The organism is Sulfitobacter sp. 1A13353 (assembly GCF_043557255.1).
Taxonomy (GTDB): domain Bacteria; phylum Pseudomonadota; class Alphaproteobacteria; order Rhodobacterales; family Rhodobacteraceae; genus Sulfitobacter; species Sulfitobacter faviae.
In genome coordinates, this window is record NZ_JBIFFS010000002.1 from 241,129 (window position 1) to 259,531 (window position 18,403).

Annotated in this window: 21 protein-coding genes; 9 read left to right on the forward strand and 12 right to left on the reverse strand. The window is 63.8% G+C overall.

The window, feature by feature from the left end:
- Positions 1-31 precede the first annotated feature (31 nt).
- Positions 32-778 carry a WecB/TagA/CpsF family glycosyltransferase gene (locus tag ACGYLO_RS04845; protein ID WP_271687842.1) on the forward strand — a complete coding sequence of 249 codons (747 nt, stop codon included), beginning with the start codon at positions 32-34 and terminating at the stop codon, positions 776-778.
- Positions 779-781: 3 nt separating this feature from the next.
- Here ACGYLO_RS04845 and ACGYLO_RS04850 read toward each other — a convergent pair whose 3' ends face one another.
- From ACGYLO_RS04850 to ACGYLO_RS04865, 4 genes are read right to left on the reverse strand one after another with little or no spacing between them, the layout of a single operon-like run.
- Complete coding sequence (locus ACGYLO_RS04850; protein ID WP_271687843.1) at positions 782-1,714, reverse strand: glycosyltransferase family 2 protein; 933 nt, start codon at positions 1,712-1,714, stop codon at positions 782-784.
- On the reverse strand, positions 1,711-2,802 hold the full coding sequence (locus ACGYLO_RS04855) for a glycosyltransferase family 2 protein (protein ID WP_271687844.1): 1,092 nt from the start codon (positions 2,800-2,802) through the stop codon (positions 1,711-1,713). Before ACGYLO_RS04855 ends, ACGYLO_RS04850 begins: the two co-directional genes overlap by 4 nt.
- 44 nt (positions 2,803-2,846) lie before the next feature.
- Positions 2,847-3,872 carry a GGDEF domain-containing protein gene (locus tag ACGYLO_RS04860; protein WP_271687846.1) on the reverse strand — a complete coding sequence of 342 codons (1,026 nt, stop codon included), beginning with the start codon at positions 3,870-3,872 and terminating at the stop codon, positions 2,847-2,849.
- Positions 3,869-4,453, reverse strand: coding sequence for a heme NO-binding domain-containing protein (locus ACGYLO_RS04865; RefSeq protein ID WP_271687847.1), 585 nt, complete (start codon positions 4,451-4,453; stop codon positions 3,869-3,871). Before ACGYLO_RS04865 ends, ACGYLO_RS04860 begins: the two co-directional genes overlap by 4 nt.
- Before the next feature lie 197 nt (positions 4,454-4,650).
- Here ACGYLO_RS04865 and ACGYLO_RS04870 point away from each other — a divergent pair, with 197 nt between their 5' ends.
- From ACGYLO_RS04870 to ACGYLO_RS04880, 3 genes are all read left to right on the forward strand, one after another.
- The gene (locus ACGYLO_RS04870; protein ID WP_271687849.1) at positions 4,651-4,797 is read left to right on the forward strand and encodes a hypothetical protein; all 147 of its coding nucleotides are present in this window, start codon (positions 4,651-4,653) and stop codon (positions 4,795-4,797) included.
- Positions 4,798-4,863: 66 nt separating this feature from the next.
- The gene (locus tag ACGYLO_RS04875) at positions 4,864-5,511 is read left to right on the forward strand and encodes a DUF998 domain-containing protein (protein WP_394374262.1); all 648 of its coding nucleotides are present in this window, start codon (positions 4,864-4,866) and stop codon (positions 5,509-5,511) included.
- Complete coding sequence (locus tag ACGYLO_RS04880; RefSeq protein WP_271687850.1) at positions 5,511-6,032, forward strand: DUF421 domain-containing protein; 522 nt, start codon at positions 5,511-5,513, stop codon at positions 6,030-6,032. The genes ACGYLO_RS04875 and ACGYLO_RS04880 overlap by 1 nt, the downstream gene beginning before the upstream one ends.
- A gap of 7 nt (positions 6,033-6,039) precedes the next feature.
- Here the strand turns inward: ACGYLO_RS04880 and ACGYLO_RS04885 are convergent, their stop codons facing one another.
- Together ACGYLO_RS04885 and ACGYLO_RS04890 are read right to left on the reverse strand one after the other, a co-directional pair.
- Positions 6,040-6,735, reverse strand: a complete 696-nt coding sequence (locus ACGYLO_RS04885) for an HAD family hydrolase (protein ID WP_271687851.1) — start codon at positions 6,733-6,735, stop codon at positions 6,040-6,042.
- Positions 6,726-7,010, reverse strand: a complete 285-nt coding sequence (locus tag ACGYLO_RS04890; RefSeq protein ID WP_271687853.1) for a DUF3572 domain-containing protein — start codon at positions 7,008-7,010, stop codon at positions 6,726-6,728. The genes ACGYLO_RS04885 and ACGYLO_RS04890 overlap by 10 nt, the downstream gene beginning before the upstream one ends.
- A gap of 98 nt (positions 7,011-7,108) precedes the next feature.
- Between ACGYLO_RS04890 and ACGYLO_RS04895 the strand changes: the two genes are divergently transcribed.
- The gene (locus ACGYLO_RS04895) at positions 7,109-8,503 is read left to right on the forward strand and encodes a diguanylate cyclase (protein ID WP_271687854.1); all 1,395 of its coding nucleotides are present in this window, start codon (positions 7,109-7,111) and stop codon (positions 8,501-8,503) included.
- A gap of 237 nt (positions 8,504-8,740) precedes the next feature.
- A complete protein-coding gene (locus ACGYLO_RS04900; RefSeq protein ID WP_271687855.1) occupies positions 8,741-9,667 on the forward strand; it encodes a DMT family transporter in 927 nt (308 codons plus the stop codon).
- Here the strand turns inward: ACGYLO_RS04900 and ACGYLO_RS04905 are convergent.
- Positions 9,603-10,298: a thiamine pyrophosphokinase gene (locus tag ACGYLO_RS04905; RefSeq protein ID WP_295037277.1), complete on the reverse strand. Its 696-nt coding sequence runs from the start codon at positions 10,296-10,298 to the stop codon at positions 9,603-9,605. The genes ACGYLO_RS04900 and ACGYLO_RS04905 overlap by 65 nt on opposite strands.
- Positions 10,299-10,351: 53 nt before the next feature.
- On the opposite strand from ACGYLO_RS04905, the gene ACGYLO_RS04910 reads away from it, so the two are divergent.
- The gene (locus tag ACGYLO_RS04910) at positions 10,352-12,517 is read left to right on the forward strand and encodes a hypothetical protein (protein WP_276154885.1); all 2,166 of its coding nucleotides are present in this window, start codon (positions 10,352-10,354) and stop codon (positions 12,515-12,517) included.
- A gap of 57 nt (positions 12,518-12,574) precedes the next feature.
- On the opposite strand, the gene ACGYLO_RS04915 is transcribed toward ACGYLO_RS04910, so the two are convergent.
- From ACGYLO_RS04915 to nthA, 5 genes are all read right to left on the reverse strand, one after another.
- A complete protein-coding gene (locus tag ACGYLO_RS04915; protein WP_067626583.1) occupies positions 12,575-12,802 on the reverse strand; it encodes a DUF2842 domain-containing protein in 228 nt (75 codons plus the stop codon).
- 4 nt (positions 12,803-12,806) lie between these two features.
- Positions 12,807-14,102, reverse strand: coding sequence for an adenylosuccinate synthase (locus ACGYLO_RS04920; protein ID WP_271687860.1), 1,296 nt, complete (start codon positions 14,100-14,102; stop codon positions 12,807-12,809).
- Positions 14,103-14,182: 80 nt separating this feature from the next.
- Positions 14,183-14,509: a nitrile hydratase accessory protein gene (locus ACGYLO_RS04925; RefSeq protein WP_271687861.1), complete on the reverse strand. Its 327-nt coding sequence runs from the start codon at positions 14,507-14,509 to the stop codon at positions 14,183-14,185.
- The gene (nthB, locus tag ACGYLO_RS04930; protein ID WP_271687862.1) at positions 14,506-15,180 is read right to left on the reverse strand and encodes a nitrile hydratase subunit beta; all 675 of its coding nucleotides are present in this window, start codon (positions 15,178-15,180) and stop codon (positions 14,506-14,508) included. The genes ACGYLO_RS04925 and nthB overlap by 4 nt, the downstream gene beginning before the upstream one ends.
- Positions 15,177-15,794, reverse strand: coding sequence for a nitrile hydratase subunit alpha (nthA, locus tag ACGYLO_RS04935; protein ID WP_271687863.1), 618 nt, complete (start codon positions 15,792-15,794; stop codon positions 15,177-15,179). Before nthA ends, nthB begins: the two co-directional genes overlap by 4 nt.
- A 341-nt stretch (positions 15,795-16,135) precedes the next feature.
- On the opposite strand from nthA, the gene secG reads away from it, so the two are divergent.
- Together secG and ACGYLO_RS04945 are read left to right on the forward strand one after the other, a co-directional pair.
- The gene (gene secG, locus ACGYLO_RS04940) at positions 16,136-16,501 is read left to right on the forward strand and encodes a preprotein translocase subunit SecG (RefSeq protein WP_067262351.1); all 366 of its coding nucleotides are present in this window, start codon (positions 16,136-16,138) and stop codon (positions 16,499-16,501) included.
- Between the two features lie 179 nt (positions 16,502-16,680).
- A complete protein-coding gene (locus ACGYLO_RS04945; protein WP_067262354.1) occupies positions 16,681-18,324 on the forward strand; it encodes a CTP synthase in 1,644 nt (547 codons plus the stop codon).
- Positions 18,325-18,403 lie beyond the last annotated feature (79 nt).

Here is an 18,403-nt window from a genome sequence, read left to right on the forward strand (position 1 = left end):
CCCGTGGTGGTGCGACAGCGGAAGGCGCGGCATGAAGTATGGCACGGGCACTGCCGCCGTGGAGGTCAATGTGGCGACGCGGGCCGCATTGTTTCAGGCCCTGCGCGCCCGCTTTGCCACGGGTCAGGGATTCGCCCTTGCCACGCTTAACCTCGACCATCTGACCAAATTGCCCCGCGATGCGGGCTTCGCCGCCGCCTATCGCGCGCAGGATTTCATCGTGGCCGATGGCCGCCCCGTGGTCTGGCTCTCGCAACTCGCCAAACAGCCGGTCGAGCTGATGCCCGGCTCCGATCTGATCCTTCCGCTTTGCGAATTGGCCGCCGCACACTCGCTGCCTGTCGCCTTTTTCGGCAGCGATAAAGACGCGCTGCAAGGGGCCGCAGTGGCCCTGCGGACCCGCCTGCCGGGGTTGGAGATATGCCATATCGCCGCCCCGCCCATGGGCTTTGACCCCGAAAGTGCCGAGGCGGATACCGCCCTGCGGGAGATCGCCCAAAGCGGCGCGCGCCTGTGTTTTCTGGCCCTTGGCGCGCCTAAGCAAGAAATCCTTGCCGCTCGCGGGCGCGACATAGCGCCGGGGGTTGGCTTTGCCTCGATCGGGGCGGGGTTGGACTTCCTCGCCGGGCGGCAGCGCCGCGCGCCGAAATGGATGCGGATGCTGGCTTTGGAGTGGCTTTGGCGGGCTATGCAAAGCCCGGCGCGGATGGTGCCGCGCTATGCCCGTTGTTTCGCGATCCTGCCGCGGTTGACTCTTGCAGCATGGCGGGCGCGCTAGCCCTCAGCGGTATTCGATGATCCGCCCGTCGCGGCGCATGTGGTATTTGAGCACGCCCAAGGCTTCGGGAAATTTGCCCAGCAGGGTGAAGAAGCCCCAAGCCGCCCCGCCCCGCCGCATCAACCGCAACAGTTGCAGCGGATAGATCAGAGCCAGCCCAAGCCCGGCCCAAGGGAGCATCAGCGCCAAGAGCAGGATCACGGCGGGCAGAAGCGCCCCCCAGAGCAGCGCGCGGCGCGTTTCGGCCACCCAATGCCGATCCGGCCCGCGGCCATGCAGCGCGGCTCCTTCGGCAAAGGCATGGCCCGCACGCAGGCTGCGCCACCACCACTGGCCAACCTTTGTGATCTGCGCGTCGTGCCATGTCATCTCGGCGTCGAGCCGCCATATCTGCCAGCCCGCGCGGCGCAGCCTTTGGCAAAGCTCCGGCTCTTCCCCGGCGATCATCTCGGCCCGGTAGCCGCCCAGGGCGCGCAGCGCCTCCAACCGCATCAGCGCGTCACCGCCACAGGCGCGCGCCTCGCCCACGGGCGTATCCCATTCGCGGTCGATCAGCCTGTTGTAGACAGAGGTCTCGGGGTTTTCCTCACGCCGCCTGCCGCAGACCACGGCAACCTGCGGATGAGCGCTCAGATGGGCCTCCGCCACCGCCAGCCAACCGTCTCGAAGGATGCAATCCCCGTCAAGGAACTGCACCAGCGTGATCCCCTCACCCAATGCCGCCATGCCCGCATTGCGCGCCCGCGCGGCGGTGAAGGGCTGCTGCATGTCAAGCTCGATCACCTCGGCCCCCAGCCCCCGCGCCATGGCGACCGAGCCATCGGTCGAGCCGCTGTCGACATAGACGATCTGCGTCACCTGCCCTGCCAGTCCTTGCAAGGACCGCTCCAACCGCGCGCCCTCATTCCGGCCGATGACGACAGCACCGATGCTCATGCGGCATGCTCTTCACGCCAAGCGGCGACATGGGCGCTATAGGCCTCCGACGGCACCAGAAAGCCCGCGCGATAGAGAAGTTCGACCCGGTTCCAGCGCCGCGCGTCCAGCGAGAAGAGCGAGACATCGGGGTTCTGCCCGATCACCGCCATCCGCCGCGCATCCTCGCCGTGAGACAGGTTGCCCGCGCCCAGCGTCTCGGCATCCCGCGCGGCGGCGTCATTGGCGAATTTATAGTGTTTGATCACCGCCGTCATATCCGCCACCCGCACCCCCGAAGAGAGATGCGGATGCGGCGCGGGCGTGACCTCTGTCCCATTGAAAATCAGCGGATGTTTCGTCAGGCAGCAGTCTTCGCCAAAGACCTTGCCACGCACGCCGCCGAAGGCGAATTTCACTGCGTCGTTGGAAAGTTCGTTGTCTGCCAGCAGGGCGGAAAACGGAATCTCTGGGCTGTGGTAATCGATTTTGCGCACCGCGCTGATGTCGTAATAAAGGAAGGATTGCAGCGCCTGTTTGTAGGGCATCCCCGCCGCCGCCGCGAGGCTGGTTTTGGGAAACATCTCAAGCATTTGCGCGGCCAAGGCGGTATAGCCCTGTCGGTCGAGATAGGCGGTCAGCCCCTTGATGCCGATCTGGCTGCGCCCTTCGAAATCGAAAATCTCGTCCATATCGACATAGAGACACCAGCGGTCCTTACCATAGGTCTGCGCGGGGTATTGGCGGATCAGGTCTTCGTATTCGGCCAATGGCAGGGTGCAACGGTCGATCACCGTGCCCTTTTGGGCCTTGATCCGGGCGATGGTGTCATCGCGTGAGCCGTTGTCGATAAAGACGAAATGCTGCACCCCCATCGCGCGGTAATGGCGAAAGAAAGCGTCGAGGTAATAGCTGCCGTCGCGCACCAAGGCGATCAGCACCACCTCGCCCGGGGCGGTGTCGAGTTTGCTCGGCCCATGCAGATGCTGCAAGGAAGCGGCAAAGCGCGCGCGACGGCGGGCGTTGATCAGGCGTTGGCGCAGGCGGCGGAACAGATGCAGGGGCGATTTCATGCCCTTGTGATACGCCAGCCGCTCTGCGCGGTCCACTGTCCCCGTGCCCTTCCGCCCTGCCCCGCAGCGCCCCCGAGCGATTAGCCGCCGCCCTTTTCGACAGGTGCGGCGACCATCCCGCCCCTCGCACGCAGGGCCGGGTCAAAGAAGGTATGCCGCGCCCGGCCTGCGTGTTTCGAGGCATAGAGCGCGGCATCGGCATTGGCCAAGACCACGTCGCGCGATCGCCGGTCCCCCCGCTGAATCCAGACCGTGCCGATGCTGGCGGAGACTTTGCAGACCTCGCCCTTGAAATGAATGGGCTCTTCCAGCCGGTCGATGATCCGCTGGCCGATCCCGCGCAGGATGCCCTCGCTGCGCACATCGGGTAGAACCACGGTGAACTCATCCCCGCCCAAACGCACCACCATGTCAGAGCTGCGCGTCTCTTGCTGCATGATCCGGGCGACGACTTGCAGCACATGATCGCCCGCCGCATGGCCCAAACGGTCGTTCACCGCTTTGAAATAGTCGAGATCGACATGCATCACGGCAAACCCCTCACCGGCGGTGATCAACCGCTCCAGCACCGCGTTGAGCGCGCGCCGGTTTTTCAGCCCCGTCAGCGTATCGGTAAAGGCCTGTTCCTCCGCCGCGATCCGCGCCTCTTGCAGACGCAGGTTCAAACGGCGCGAGGCTTCCATCGCGGCGGATTTCGCCTCCATCAGGTACAACATCTCGATCGCCAGATCGGTGGCGGCGAAATCCGCATTGGTCAGCGCATAGTCCTGCACCCCGTCGAAAATCGAAATCCCGAAAGAGAGGTTCACGATCAACCGCCGATCCCCCAGCGGCACCAGCAGGCCCTTCAACTCGGTTCGCGGCGCATCGCGAAAGGCGAGGTGTAGTTTGACCCCGGCGGCCCGGCGCAGGTCTTCCATTCCCGCTATGCCACGGGGCCGTTTGACGGTGACCGTATCCAGAAACCGCCGCCCCGCCAGCGGCGCCTGCGGGCGCAACTTCTGGATCGTGGGCCCAGCGTGGCGAATTCTGCCGCTGGCCGAGAGCAGCAGATGCATCGGGCAGAGCTTGTCCAGAACCGCCGGATCGTGGCCTGCGCCACTCATGCCCGCGCCCCAAGCTCAAACCGGCGCCCTTCGGAGAATTCGGCTTCGACCAGAATGATCTTCAACGCCTCGGCGCCTTCGGATCGCCCGCAATGTTCCAGCAGCACCAGCGCGCCATAGTCGTCGGCCATGGCCCGCAGAACGCCCATCATCAGATAGCCGTATCCCACCAGCGGCGCCTCACAGATCAGGGAATATTGGCCATCAGGGTCTTCGCGCAGTTCGACCGGGGGCAGATGCAGTTCCGATAGGGCAAGGCGGGTCCGGTCCGGCAGATCGTCGAGCGATTGCAGGAAATCGCTGAAGCTGACCCCGCCGAACCGTAGCAAGCGCCGCACAGCCTCATAGCCCGGCTGCGCCACGAGAAAGGTGCCGACATCCTCCATCACCTCGGCCAGGGGCCGGTCCAGCACGGCACAGACCGCTTCGAGCACCGCCGGGGTGACGTGATCCGGATAGGTCAGCATCGCCTCGAATTCGGTGAAATCCAACCCGGCCCGCGCGGCCACATCGGCCCAGAGCCTCTGCCCGTAGTTCGCGCAAAAGTAGTTTTGTATGCTGCGGTTGATAAGCCCGTGCATGATTGCCTCATTCCCATTTTCCCAACCCCAGATTGCGGGGGCAGTGGTTAAGATTGACCTGATGAATACAGTTGTCGGGAAATTGCCTTGGCCCCGCCCCGCCCCGCGCCGCGCGCGGAACCGCCGCTATATGCTGCGCGTTCGGTAAAGGAAGAAGAGGCGATGCCCCGCCTCTCCCCAGCCTGAGGAGACTTTTCATGAGCGATGATCCCAAACACCCCAAGCACGAGAACAAGACACCGCCCAAGAAACCTCAAGAAGACCTGCACCGCCCCGAGGCCACATTGGACGAAGCCCCCGCCGGCAGCCCCAACGCCGAAGAACGCTCGCGGCTTTCGGATTGATGCATTGGGTCCGACCAAGGGGTCGGACCTTTGACCGACCAAGGCGGCCAAGAAGGGTTACGCAACATGAACAATGACGTCACAGCACCCCGGCAGCACAGCGCGCCGGGGTTTATGGTCTGTCTGGGCTGGGTGGCCATCCTTGGCTGTGTGATATTCGCCATATCGATCCTGATCGCGGATTTCGTCGTGCCGGATCACGATTGGATCGCCGACACGATCAGCGATCTGGGCGCGGGACGGTATGAGTTCATCGTCGACATCGGCATCTATGCCTTCTCCGCCGCGCTCATCGCCTGCGCCCTGCTTTGCGCTCACGTACATTTTGGCGACCGTTGGTGGAGCATCGCCACCATCGGGCTCGCCCTGTTGGGGCTCATCGTCTTTCTCGTCGGCGCGCGCAACGAGTACGGAGACCGCGATTCCGACGGTGTGGTGATCCATATCTATCTGGTCTACGCGCTCGGCCTGATCATGCTCACCGTGCCTTGGCTGCTGTCGAAGGGGTTCGCCGATACATCAAGCTTCCTTGCCAAATCGCTCAAGGTGATCTCGCTCCTCTGGCTGGTCTCGGCCCCGCCGTTCTTTTTTCTGCCCACCGGCATTGATGGCGTCTATGAGCGCTATCTGGGCCTGATTGCCATGGCGATGGTGGTGCTGCTGGGGCGGTTCTTTATCCAACGGGGCCGGGCATTGAACGGGGGGCACGGCTGATGTTCTTTGATCACGTCCCGCTGGACATCCTCGCCCGGGCGCTGCTGCTTTCGGCCATTGCGCTGACTTGGGTGATCATCGTGGTCCGGGTCATCGGGCTGCGCACCTTCTCAAAAATGACCGCTTTTGACTTTGTCGCCACGGTCGCCACCGGCTCGCTGCTTGCCGGCGCCTGTCAGGCCACCACTTGGCCGGAATTCGCCCAGCCGACCTTGGCCATCTCCGCCCTGCTCGGCGCGCAATTCGTCATCGCGAAGATACGGCAGGCTTCCGACAGCTTTGAGCAGGCCGTGCAGAACGAACCCGTGATCCTGATGCGAGAGGGTGAGATTTTCGATGCCGCCCTCAGCGAGACCCGCGTCGCGCGCGCCGACCTGATCGCCAAGTTGCGAGAGGCCAATGCACTGCGCTTCTCTGATGTGCGCGCCGTGGTGTTGGAGACCACGGGCGATATCTCGGTCCTCCATGGCGATACTCTTGAAGAGGGGCTGCTCGAAGGCGCGCGCATGGTCGAAAAATAAAGCGCCCTCAAGCCAAGCGCTGCGCCAAATGGCCGATATCCGGCAAGACCAGATCGGCGTATGGGGCGAGGTCTTCCGCCGTGGCGGGGCCGGTCAGCACCGCGACCCGCAGCATCCCCGCCACCCGCGCGGCTTCCAGATCGTGAACACTGTCTCCAATCATCGCGACATAGGCGGCCGGAAGGTTCACATGGGCGGCAAAGGCGTGCAACTGCCCCGGCGAAGGCTTGCCCCCATGGCCGCTGTCAAATCCTGCCATAAAGTCGAACATATCGACCACCCCCGCCGCCAGCAGATGGGCCCGCGCGGGGTGTTCGGCATCGTTCGTCGCCACGCCAAGGCGCAGACCCCGGTCGCGGAGCCCTTGCAGAAACGGTCTTAGCGGCACCGCCTCGCGCTGTGGCGCGGCGCTGGCTTCGGCATTGATGATGTCCAACAGGTCCGCTGGCAGGCGGTCAGGAAAATGCGGGGCCAAGGCATCGACCACCTGCTGCGGCGTGCCGGCGATGGCGATACTGTCCGGGGCGAAACGGCGCGTGGCGAGGTCAAAGCCGATGCCCGCGCCCACCCGTGCGGCCAGCCCGCGATCCCCCTCACAGACCCGCAGCAAGAAGGCCTCGGCCCAAGGCTCCCAAGTCGCGGCAAAGTCGAAAAGCGTGCCATCCTTGTCGAACAGCAGCGCTTTAACATTTCTTAAGTCCAATGCACCTGCTCCCCCCCGGGCAGCGCCGCGCGGGCTTGCATGATCCGCTCATAGGGGATCGCCAGATGGTCGCAAAACCCGATCACCCACGCGTCGTCCATCATCAGGAAATCCAGCACAGCGCCCAGAAAAATAGGGTCGCTGGCCTGTGTTTTGAGGTCCGCTTCGGAGGCACCGGTGCTGCCCAGAAACACCGGCAACAGATCATCATTCGCCGCCAGCCAGCCCAGCGCCTGAAGCGCCAAAGTCTCAGCGGTGTCTTGGGTATAGGACATTGGAAAACCGTCTTTTGCTGAAGGTTGGAAACCCTTTGTTAACCATTAGGGGGCAAAGACTCTCGCATCAAACTGATTTGTACGGTGAAGGAGTTGTCGTGCAAGGGACCATCCTTATTGCAGATGCGATCGCGACCAATCGCATCGCCCTCAAGGTCAAGCTTTGTGCGGCATACTATCACGTCGTTCAGGCCGAAGACATGGAAGAGGCTTTGGCCTGCCTGGGGGAAAACCCGCCGGATCTGGTGATCTGCGCGCTGACATTGCCGGGTGGCGGGGCGGCGGACCTCTGTCGCGTGCTCAAAGCCACTCCCGATACCGCGCAGCTCCCGGTTTTGGCCATCGGGAATAGCGATCAGGCCGTGGATCGGTTCACCGCGCTCGAAGCGGGAGCGAGCGATGTGTTGCTGAAACCGCTCGATTGCACGTTGCTGTTGGGCCGGACCCGCAGCCTTATCCGCGCCCGCAACGCGGCGGACGAATGGGAAATGCGCGAGGATACGTCCCGCGCGCTCGGGCTGGCGGAGCCTGCGGCGGAATTCACCGCCCGCAGTCACTGTGTGATCATCCATTCCGACAGCGCGGTAAGCGTGAATTGGGCGAAACAACTCCGCCCTCAATTGCGCGCGCGCCTCACCCTCGCCAATCCGGAGGAGGCCATTCGCGCCGCCGCCGCCAATGGACCGCCCGACGCTTTCGTTTTGGTTCTGCCAAAAGACCCCGTGCCCGCCACGGCAGCCTTGCGTCTGATCTCGACGCTCCGGGCCAACGCCCAGACCCGCCATACCGGGCTGCTGGTGGTGCAACTGGCCCCGGATGCGGCGCTTGCCGCCACCGCCCTTGATCTGGGGGCGGATGATTTGATGACCGAAGGTTTCAACCCGGCGGAAATGGCGCTGCGCCTGCATGCGATCTTGCGGCGCAAGCGGATGACGGACCAACTGCGCGACACGGTGCGCACGGGGCTGAAGGCCGCCGTTTTCGACCCGCTGACAGGGCTGCACAACCGCCGCTATGCCCTGCCCCATCTGGACCATATCGCGGAACATGCCGTCGCGACTGCCCGCCCCTTTTCGGTAATGGTCGCCGATCTGGACCACTTCAAAGGCATCAATGACCGTTACGGCCATGCCGCGGGGGATTCCGTTCTGGTGCAAACGGCGGAACGGCTGCGCAATAACCTGCGCGGCATGGACCTCGTCGCCCGGATCGGGGGGGAGGAATTTCTGATCGTCATGCCCGGCACCGGCCTTGCGGATGCAGAGAAGACGGCGGCGGCCATCTGTGCCGATATCGGCAACCGCGGCTTTGTCGTCCCCGACACGCCCCAGCCGATCCATGTGACCATCAGCATCGGCCTTTCCGTCGGCCCTATGGAAGAGGAAGGCCACCCGCTTTCGGCCGAGGCCCTGATGGCGCGAGCGGATCGTGCGCTTTACACGGCGAAAACCCATGGCCGGAATCGGGTGAACCTGAGCCGCCCCGCGGCCTGAGGTTCGGATAGGCGGGGCGCGTTGCCGCTGGAAGGTGCACAGCGTTGACTGCCTTCAAGAGCGGGTGCTGATCGGACCCTTGCCTCTGCCTCTGCCTCTGCCTCTGCCTCTGCCTCTGCCTCTGCCTCTGCCTCTGCCTCTGCCTCTGCCTCTGCCTCTGAGAACAAACACGAGACAACAGCAATCAAACTTCAACCAAAGATTGCATTTGCAACAAAGCTTCCTTAGCGTAACGCAATGCAACAGGATCGGCCCCTCATTGGAATAGCCCTCATGATGGGCTTCTGCATCGTCGCCCCCGTGGGCGATGCGGTGGCCAAATTACTGGGCGCTTCGGTCCCCTTGGGGCAGGTGGTGCTGCTCCGCTTTGCCATTCAGGCGCTGATCCTGATCCCCATCGTCTGGTACTCCGGGCGCATCTGGCGGATGCGGGGCCGGGTGTTACGGCTGACCTTTCTACGCACCCTTTTGCATATGGCGGGCATCGCGGCGATGTTTACCGCGCTGAAATACCTGCCCCTCGCCGATGCGGTCGCCATCGCATTCGTCATGCCTTTTTTCATGCTGCTGCTCGGCAAGTTCATCCTGAACGAAGAGGTCGGCCCCAGACGTTTGGGCGCGAGCATCGTGGGCTTTCTCGGCACGCTTTTGATCGTGCAGCCGAGCTTTGCCAATGTCGGCTGGCCCGCGCTGCTGCCCGTCGTCGTGGCGGTCGTCTTTTCTTTCTTCATGCTGGTGACGCGCCAGATCGCGAAAGAAACCGATCCGATCAGCCTGCAAGCCGTCAGCGGGGTCATGGCGGTGGTGATGATCCTGCCGCTCCTCGCGCTTGGCACCATGACACAGATCGCGCCGCTTCGGCTCATCCAACCCGATGCGCTCGACTGGACCCTCCTGCTCGGCATCGGGGTGCTCGGCACGGTGGCGCATCTTTTGATGACCTGGTCCCTGCGCTTTGCCCCCTCGGCCACTTTGGCGCCGATGCAATATCTGGAAATTCCCTTTGCCACGCTGCTTGGGCTGTTGATCTTCTCCGACTTGCCCAACCCATTGGCGGGCCTCGGCATTCTGATCACCGTGGGCGCGGGGCTTTACATCGTCATGCGCGAGCGGGCCACGGCGCGTGCTCTGGCCGCAGCAGTTGCGCCGCCAGTGGCGCCATAAGACGGCGCGGCAGAATCAGCAGCATATCAGGGCCATCGATCTCAAGCGTGACCGGCCCCAAGGCGCGGTTCGACGTGCCGGTCCGGCCACCCGGCGCGAAATCCAGCCCGTCGATCGACCATTCCAACCCTTGGCTGCGCCCCGTCACCGGGGCCAGAGGCATGAGAGAGACGACATCCCCCGCCGTCGTCGGCAGCGTGATCCGCGGCGGGGCCAGCAGCACGATCTCATGCGCGCCCAACAGGATGCAGGAGCGATGCGGATGGGTGGCGAGCGTGTTGAAAGCCGCAAGCTGATGATCCAACCGCGCCCCGGTAAAACCGACCCCGAGCACCAGCGGCGCGTCGATCCGCGTCAGCGCCTTGTCGAAATCGGTGCTCTCTTGCTCGGTGATGCGGTGGCGTCGCGCGGCCGGGATCTGGGCCAAGACCTCTGCCGGGGCGGAATCAAGATCGCCGATGACCGCAGCCAGTTCCACCCCCGCCGCCACGCCCACCGCAACCCCGCTGTCTGCCGCCACGCAGGTCGGGGCCAACGCCAGCGCCGCTTCAATGTCCCCTGCAAAGACCTCTCCGCCGCCGAGCAGCGTGACTGGCCCCTCCTCCCTTACGATATGCTCTGAAGTGGTCAATTAATGCCCCTTTTGGAAATCTGCCTTAATCTTGCCTTGAAATCATACGTTGAATGGCACAGATTCGAGCCGCTTTGGTCTTGGACATCGTGGTAAACGATACCTGCAACACCGCAGAGGACGAGCATCCGATGATGAACAGCAACAAAATCTTGACGGTCTCCTATGGCACTTTTTCGTGCACGCTGGAAGGCTTCGACGATTCCTTCGGCACGATGAAGGCCATTGCCGAGTATTTCCGCGATCTGGCCTCGGATGACCGCTACTTCGGTGCCGAACCACCGCAACCCGATGCCGAGATGCTCGCCCGGATCGCGCAGCGCGAAGTTTCCCGCCGGGTGCAAGCCCGTGAGCAGGAAGGCAAGATCGTACTGAGTGCGCTGGAGAACCAAAGCGCCGAAGCTCCAACCCAAGCGCCCCCAGCGGCGGCCCCCGCCGCCGCGCCGGCTCAAACCGAGGCCGCAGCGCCGCAAGCCCCCGTCGCAGCACAGCCTGCGCCGGTAGAGGAAGAGGCCCCCGCCCCCCTCAAGGCCGAGATCGCCGACACCGCCGCGGTGGAAGCGCCCGCCACGCCGGAACCCCAGATCGCAGAGACCGCTGAAGAGCCCGCGCCTGCCGAAGAGCCCGCGCCTGCCCCAAAGCCTGCACCGGCTGCCGAAGCCGGGGACACCAGCGAAGCCGAAGCCTTCTTTGCCGCCAGCCCGCAGCCGCAGACTCATTTCGAGGACGAAGCGCAGGATGCCAGCGTCGAAGAGCTGCCCGCCGCAAGCGCCGCCCCTGCCGACAGCATCGCCGCGAAGCTGCAGCGCATCCGCGCCGTCGTCGCCCAGCAGGACGAAGACGAAGCGGCTGGCTATGACGAGGAAGAAGCCGCGCCCGTGGCCCGCGCCACCGCCGAAACGCAAGCAACGCCGGAAGAGAGCCATGCCGCCATCGCCGCCGCCCGCCGTGACATCGTAGACGCGCTGGAGGCCGATGAAGCGACCGAAATGACGCAGGAGGCTGCGGAGGATGAGGACGACGATCTCGCCGATATCCTCAACCGGCTTGAGGCCGAAGAGGAGTATGAGGCGGAAAGCGCCGAGACCGACGAGAGCCTGTTCGACGCCGAGGCCGATGAACAGCCTGAGGCCGAAGCCCAAGCCGAAGCCGCACCCGAAATCGACGCTGCCGACCTGCCGCGCAAAGGGCGCGTGATCAAGGTCAAGCGCGCGCATCTCGAAGCCGCCGTGGCGCGGGGCGATCTCGAAGAAGTCTCGGACCCGGCACCGCAAGAGGCACCTGCCGCGAAGACAGAGGAAAAGCGCAGCTCTTCCCTGTCGCCCGAGGATGAAGACGAGCTGGCCCGCGAATTGGCCGCTTTGGAAGCCGAACTCGGTGCCGCCGCCCCGGAAGAGGCTGAAGAGACGCCTGCGCCTGCGGTTGAGATGGCCGAGGCGGAAGCGGCGCCCGCTCAGGAAGAGCCCGAAGAGGTCGAAGCCGCAGCGGAGCCGGTCGAAGAGCAGCCCGAGCCAGCTCAAGCGGCCCGCCACAGCCTGCCCACCATCGACGATGAGACCGGCCCCGACATGTCGCGCCTGATGGCGGAAACCGACAGCAAGATGGACGAGGCCGAAAGCACCACGCGCCGCGATGCCTTTGCCCATCTGCGCGCCGCCGTAGCCGCCAAGAAAGCCGACGAAGCGATGGGGGGCCGCGCCACCACCGCGACCTCGGATGACGCCTACCGCGAAGACTTGGCCGATGTGGTCCGCCCGCGCCGCCCCGTCACCCGCCCGGCCCGGACCGAGCGGCCCAAGGCCGATGCCCGCTCCGCGCCGCTGAAATTGGTGGCCGAGCAGCGCATCGACGTCGACAAGCTGCGCAGCGCGGGCCCCGTGCGTCCGCGCCGGGTGGCCGCCGTGGTAGAGCCGGTCAAAACCAACCCCGACGCGGAAAGCTTTGCCGATTTCGCCGCCGACATGGGCGCCACCAAACTGCCCGAACTGCTTGAGGCGGCGGCGTCTTACATGTCCTTTGTCGAGGGGCGCGACCAGTTCTCCCGCCCGCAGTTGATGGGCAAGGTCCGCTCGATCGGGCTGCCGGACTTCACCCGCGAAGACGGGCTGCGCTCCTTCGGTCAACTGCTGCGCGCAGGTAAGATCGAGAAAATCAAAGGCGGGCGGTTCACCGTTTCGGATGAAATCGGCTACCGCCCCGATCACCGCGCCGTGGGTTAAACCCAGCCACAGTGCTGATACGAAAAAGCGCCCCACGGGGCGCTTTTTTATTGCGTGTTACTGGTCGTCGTCCGCGTCCGGGTCCGCCTGTCCGATGCCTTTAAAGACAAATTTGAACGGCAGTGCCCAGACGATGCCAAGGGCGACATAGATGCCAAGCTCAAGCAGCACCGGCGGGCGGTCGAATTGGGCCACCGTCCAGACCGCCACCGCGATATAGCTCGGCAGCCCGATCAGCAGGATCACCAGCGCCCAACGGCGACGTGCTTTGTAGCTCAGCGCCATCAGATCAGTCCGCGAAAGGGTCGGTCACCAGAATGGTGTCCTCCCGCTCCGGCGAGGTCGAGACGAGGGCCACGGGGCATTGGATCAACTCTTCGACCCGGCGCACATATTTGATCGCATTGGCCGGAAGATCGGCCCAGCTGCGCGCGCCTTCGGTCGATTCGGACCAGCCCGGCAGCTCTTCGTAGATGGGCGTGCACCGCGCCTGCTGCTCGGCGGCGGTGGGCAGATAGTCCAGCCGTTCACCGTCCAACTCGTAGCCCACGCAGACCTTCAGCGTCTCGAAGCCGTCAAGCACGTCGAGCTTGGTCAGACAGATGCCAGTGATACCGGAGGTCGCGCAGGTCTGGCGCAGCAGCGCCGCGTCGAACCAACCACAGCGGCGTTTGCGCCCGGTGGTGGTGCCAAACTCATGGCCGCGTTCGCCCAGACGTTGACCGTCGGCGTCTTCCAATTCGGTCGGAAAAGGGCCTTCGCCAACGCGTGTGGTATAAGCCTTCACGATGCCCAACACATAGTCGATGGCGGTGGGGCCAAGGCCCACACCGGTCGCCGCTTGCCCCGCGATCACGTTCGAGGAGGTGACGAAGGGATAGGTGCCAAAGTCGATGTCCAAAAGTGCGCCCTGTGCGCCCTCAAAAAGGATGCGCTTGCCCGCCTTGCGCTTCTCGGCCAGCACCTTCCAGACGGGGGCGGCGAAACGCAGGATTTTCGGAGCGATTTCTTGCAGTTGCGCGATCAGCGCGTCGCGGTCGATGGCCTCGACCCCCAGCCCCTTGCGCAGCGGGTCGTGGTGCTGCAGCGCGCGGTCGACGCGGGCTTCCAGTGTCGCGGCGTCGGCCAGATCGGCCACGCGGATGGCGCGGCGGCCAACCTTGTCCTCATAGCACGGACCGATGCCGCGTCCGGTGGTGCCGATCTTGGTGCCCTTGCTCGCCGCCTCTTCGCGGGCGCGGTCAAGCTCACCGTGGAAGGGCAGGATCAGCGGCGTGTTTTCCGCGATCATCAGGTTCTCGGGATTGATCACAACCCCCTGCCCTTCGATCGTTTCGATCTCTTTCAGCAGGTGCCACGGGTCCAGCACCACGCCATTGCCGATGACAGACAGCTTGCCGCCGCGCACCACGCCCGAAGGCAGCGCATGCAGCTTGTAAACCTTGCCGTCGATGACCAGAGTGTGGCCCGCGTTATGCCCGCCTTGGAAGCGTGCGATCACATCGGCGCGTTCGCTGAGCCAGTCAACGATCTTGCCTTTTCCCTCGTCACCCCATTGGGCGCCGACAACGACGACATTGGCCATGATATATTCCTTTGCGATGTCCCGCGCCCGTATAGCGACAGTGGCAGGCGTGTGAAACTCGAAAAAACGCGGGAGCGGATTTAGACGCTTTGCCCCGCCTTCAGATGCACCGGCTCGCCATGCGGGGTGCTGAGATAGGCGGCCTCCCACCCGTCGCGCAGAGCGCGCAGATCACCCGGGCGGGCATGGCCCGCGTCGATCAACAGGGTTTCGAGGGTTTCGAGCCAAGCGTTGAAATAGTCCTCCCCGCCGTTCAACGCCCGCGTCAGTCCGTGGCGCGCCAAGGTTGCGCCAAAGCGGTCGGCCCAGAAGGGCCAGTCGAAAAGGCCGCTTTCGTTCAGATGCACCGTCAGCGCGAAAAGCTGCGCGTGCCATGGCGCCTCGAACACGGGTTCCGGGGCGCTCATGGGGCCTCCAGATAACTTTGCCAGAGATCAAGCACGACCTCATCGCGGGGATGTTCAGGGTGCGCCCAAAGTTCAGAGGCCGGGAAGGCCACCGCGTAAAGCGGCTCAGGCGCTTCGCCCAGATCATGGGCGTTGCTATCAGGCAGAACATGCGCGCCATGCAACCGCAGCACCCGCCCTGAAGCGCCCGCGGCATAGGCGGGCAGCCGGGTGTGCCCGCCCGGAACAATGGTGTTTTCCGGCTGCTTGCGGGTGACGACCCTGTCGCCCGGCGAAAAGAGCGGCGTGATGTCCGAAGGGCGGTCCGCCGGACCACCACGGGCCAGCACCCCGGCCACCTGCGGCGGTTTCAGCGCCTTTTCCGCTAGCGGGCTGGGCGTGGGCGCGGCTTCGCCCGAGAGTTCCTCACGGCTGACCACCCCGCGGGCGACCAGCATATCGGCCACCCCGGCAATCCATTTCTCGTAATAGCTGAACCGCATGTAATCGGTCGGGGCCAGACATTCGCGGGCATGGCGCGACACATCGATATTCCATTTGCCCAACGTCCCCGTGGCCAAGGTCAGCGCCAGCGCGCGGCGGTGCCAATCGGCGTGAAAGACCACATCTTCGCCCTCGGGCACTACCGCGCCATCGCCGAAACGTCCGCCCATGTCATGCACGCGGGTCATGGCGCTTTCGCCAATCCGGTGCCGATCATACTGTCGCGGGTGACAAGATCGGCCAGCGCGGCGACATCCATGCCGTCGCTCCCCGCCGGGCGTTGCGGGATCACCAGATAACGCACCTCAGCCGTCGAATCCCAAACGCGCACGGCGGTCTCTTCGGGCAGGTCGACGCCGAATTCAGCCAGCACTTTGCGCGGCTCGCGCACCACGCGGGCGCGGTAGGCATCGGATTTGTACCAGCCCGGCGGGATGCCCAAAAGCGGCCAAGGGTAGCAAGAGCACAAGGTACAGACGACAATATTATGCACCTCATCCGTATTTTCGACCGCGACCATATGTTCGCCCTGCCGCCCGAAAAACCCCATCTCGGCCACCACGGCGGTCGCGTCCTCAAGCAGCGCCGCGTGGAAATCAGGATCGCTCCAGGCGCGGGCGACGACCTCGGCCCCGTTGCGCGGGCCGATGCGGTTTTCATAGGTGTCGATGATCTCATCCAAGGCGGCGGGGTCGATAAGCCCCTTGGCCGTCAGCAGCGTCTCCAACGCTTTGACCCTGAGCGCAGGCTCGGGCGGCAGCAGGGCATGGGGGTGGTCGTGGTCCGAATGATCATGTGGCATGGCGGCAGACTGCCCCAGCGGCACTCGGCTGTCCATCGCCGATCACGGGCAATCCCTTCATTTCTCTGCAAAGAATATGGGCGAATTTGCCCGCATTTCATGCTATAGTGAATGTACGAAGCGAGTCTGCACCACCTTAATTCCAGGATAGCCCTCTTACATATTGTGGTTGAGTACTGCTTCAAAAGACCGTCGCCCCCATGCGGCGGTCTTTGCGCGTGCCTTTGATCCCTTAGGCCGCCCCCTCCTGATCCGATCGCCACCCGGCGGCAATCCACCCTTGCCCCCATGGGCAAAGACGAATAGATACCCGCCAACCAAAACCGAAAGCTGTCGTACCCATGGAAAATGTCGTTCTGATCATTCACCTGATTCTGGCTCTTGGCCTGATCGCCGTGGTACTTCTGCAACGGTCCGAGGGCGGCGGCCTTGGCATGGGCGGTGGTGGCGGCGGTGCCGTTTCGGGCCGCGCGGCGGCCACGGCATTGGGCAAGGTGACTTGGGCGCTAGCAGCCGGTTTCATCGCCACATCGATCACGCTGACCATCATCGCGGCGGAAAAATCCGCAGGCTCGTCGGTCATCGACCGGCTGAGCGCGACACCGCCCGCCCAGAGCCAAGATGGCAGCCCGGCCCTGCCCGCGGGCGACGATCTGCTGCCGCCTTCCGCGGATGGCAACACACCGCTGGTCCCTGCGGCCGATTAAGCTAACGAACACAAAACCTTGAGGCACGGCCAGGTTCCGCAACTGTATGTTGCGGCAGGCCTTGCCTCACACGCACGAATCCTGTAAGGCTTAAATCCCGTGGCGTTGCGGTTTTCCGCAGCGCGTTTGGCTGGTTTTTGCCTGCAACAAACTTTGAATTCACGGGAGTCTCCGATCACATGGCACGCTATATCTTCATCACAGGCGGTGTGGTCTCGTCGCTGGGCAAGGGTCTGGCCTCGGCGGCTTTGGGTGCCTTGCTTCAGGCACGCGGTTTTTCGGTACGTCTGCGCAAGCTGGACCCCTATCTGAACGTCGATCCCGGCACGATGTCGCCCTTCGAGCATGGCGAGGTCTTCGTCACAGATGACGGCGCAGAGACCGACCTCGACCTTGGGCATTACGAACGTTTCACCGGTGTTGCTGCGCGCAAGACCGACAGCATCAGCTCGGGCCGGGTTTACTCCACCGTGCTAGAGAAAGAGCGCCGCGGCGATTATCTGGGCAAGACCATTCAGGTGATCCCCCACGTTACCAATGAAATCAAAGACTTCATCGACATTGGCGATGATGAGGTCGACTTCATGCTTTGCGAAATTGGCGGCACCGTGGGCGATATCGAGGGGCTTCCCTTCTTCGAGGCGATCCGCCAGTTCAGCCAAGACAAGCCGCGCGGCCAGTGTATCTTCATGCACCTCACGCTGCTCCCCTACGTCAAGGCCAGCGGCGAATTGAAGACCAAGCCGACGCAGCACTCGGTCAAAGAACTCCGCTCTATCGGCATCGCGCCCGACATTCTGGTTTGCCGCTCCGAAGGGCCGATCCCCGCCAAAGAGCGTGAGAAGCTGGCGCTCTTCTGCAACGTGCGCCCGGACTCGGTGATCGCCGCGCAGGATTTGAAATCGATCTACGAAGCCCCGCTCGCCTATCACCGCGAGGGGCTGGATCAGGCGGTTCTGGATGCCTTCCAGATCACCCCCGCGCCCAAGCCGAACCTGTCGCGTTGGGAAGATGTGGCCGACCGCATTTACAACCCCGAGGGCGAAGTCAAAGTCGCCATCGTCGGCAAATACACTCAGCTTGAAGACGCCTATAAATCCATCGCCGAGGCACTGACCCATGGCGGCATGGCGAACCGGGTGAAGGTCAAAGTCGAATGGGTCGATGCCGAGATTTTCGACAGCGAAGACCCCGGCCCGCATCTCGAAGGGTTCCACGCGATCCTCGTCCCCGGCGGCTTTGGTGAGCGCGGGACCGAGGGCAAGATCAAGGCCGCGCAATATGCCCGCGAGCATAAGGTGCCCTATCTGGGCATCTGCCTTGGCATGCAGATGGCCGTGATCGAAGCGGCGCGCAACGTGGCGGGTCTGAAAACGGCAGGGTCGGAGGAATTCGACCATGAAGCCGGGAAAAAGCGTTTTGAGCCGGTGGTTTATCACCTCAAGGAATGGGTTCAGGGCAACCACAAGGTGGCGCGCAAAGTCGATGACGACAAGGGCGGCACCATGCGTTTGGGCGCCTATGACGCGACGCTGGTCGAAGGGTCGCGCGTGGCCGAAGCCTATGGCACCACCACCATCGACGAGCGCCACCGCCACCGCTACGAGGTCGACATCGCCTATAAGGACCAGCTTGAGAAGGCCGGGCTGAAGTTCTCGGGCATGTCGCCCGACGGCAAGCTGCCTGAGATTGTCGAATGGTCGGATCACCCGTGGTTCATCGGCGTTCAGTTCCACCCTGAGCTGAAGTCCAAGCCCTTCGACCCGCACCCCCTGTTCAAGGATTTCGTGCGCGCCGCCAAGGATGTGTCGCGGTTGGTATAAGCTCTTGAGGCCCGTGCGTTTTGCGCCGGGCCTTTTTTCTGCCGGGCAACCACTAAAAGGCCCGGAATCAAGCCGCAGG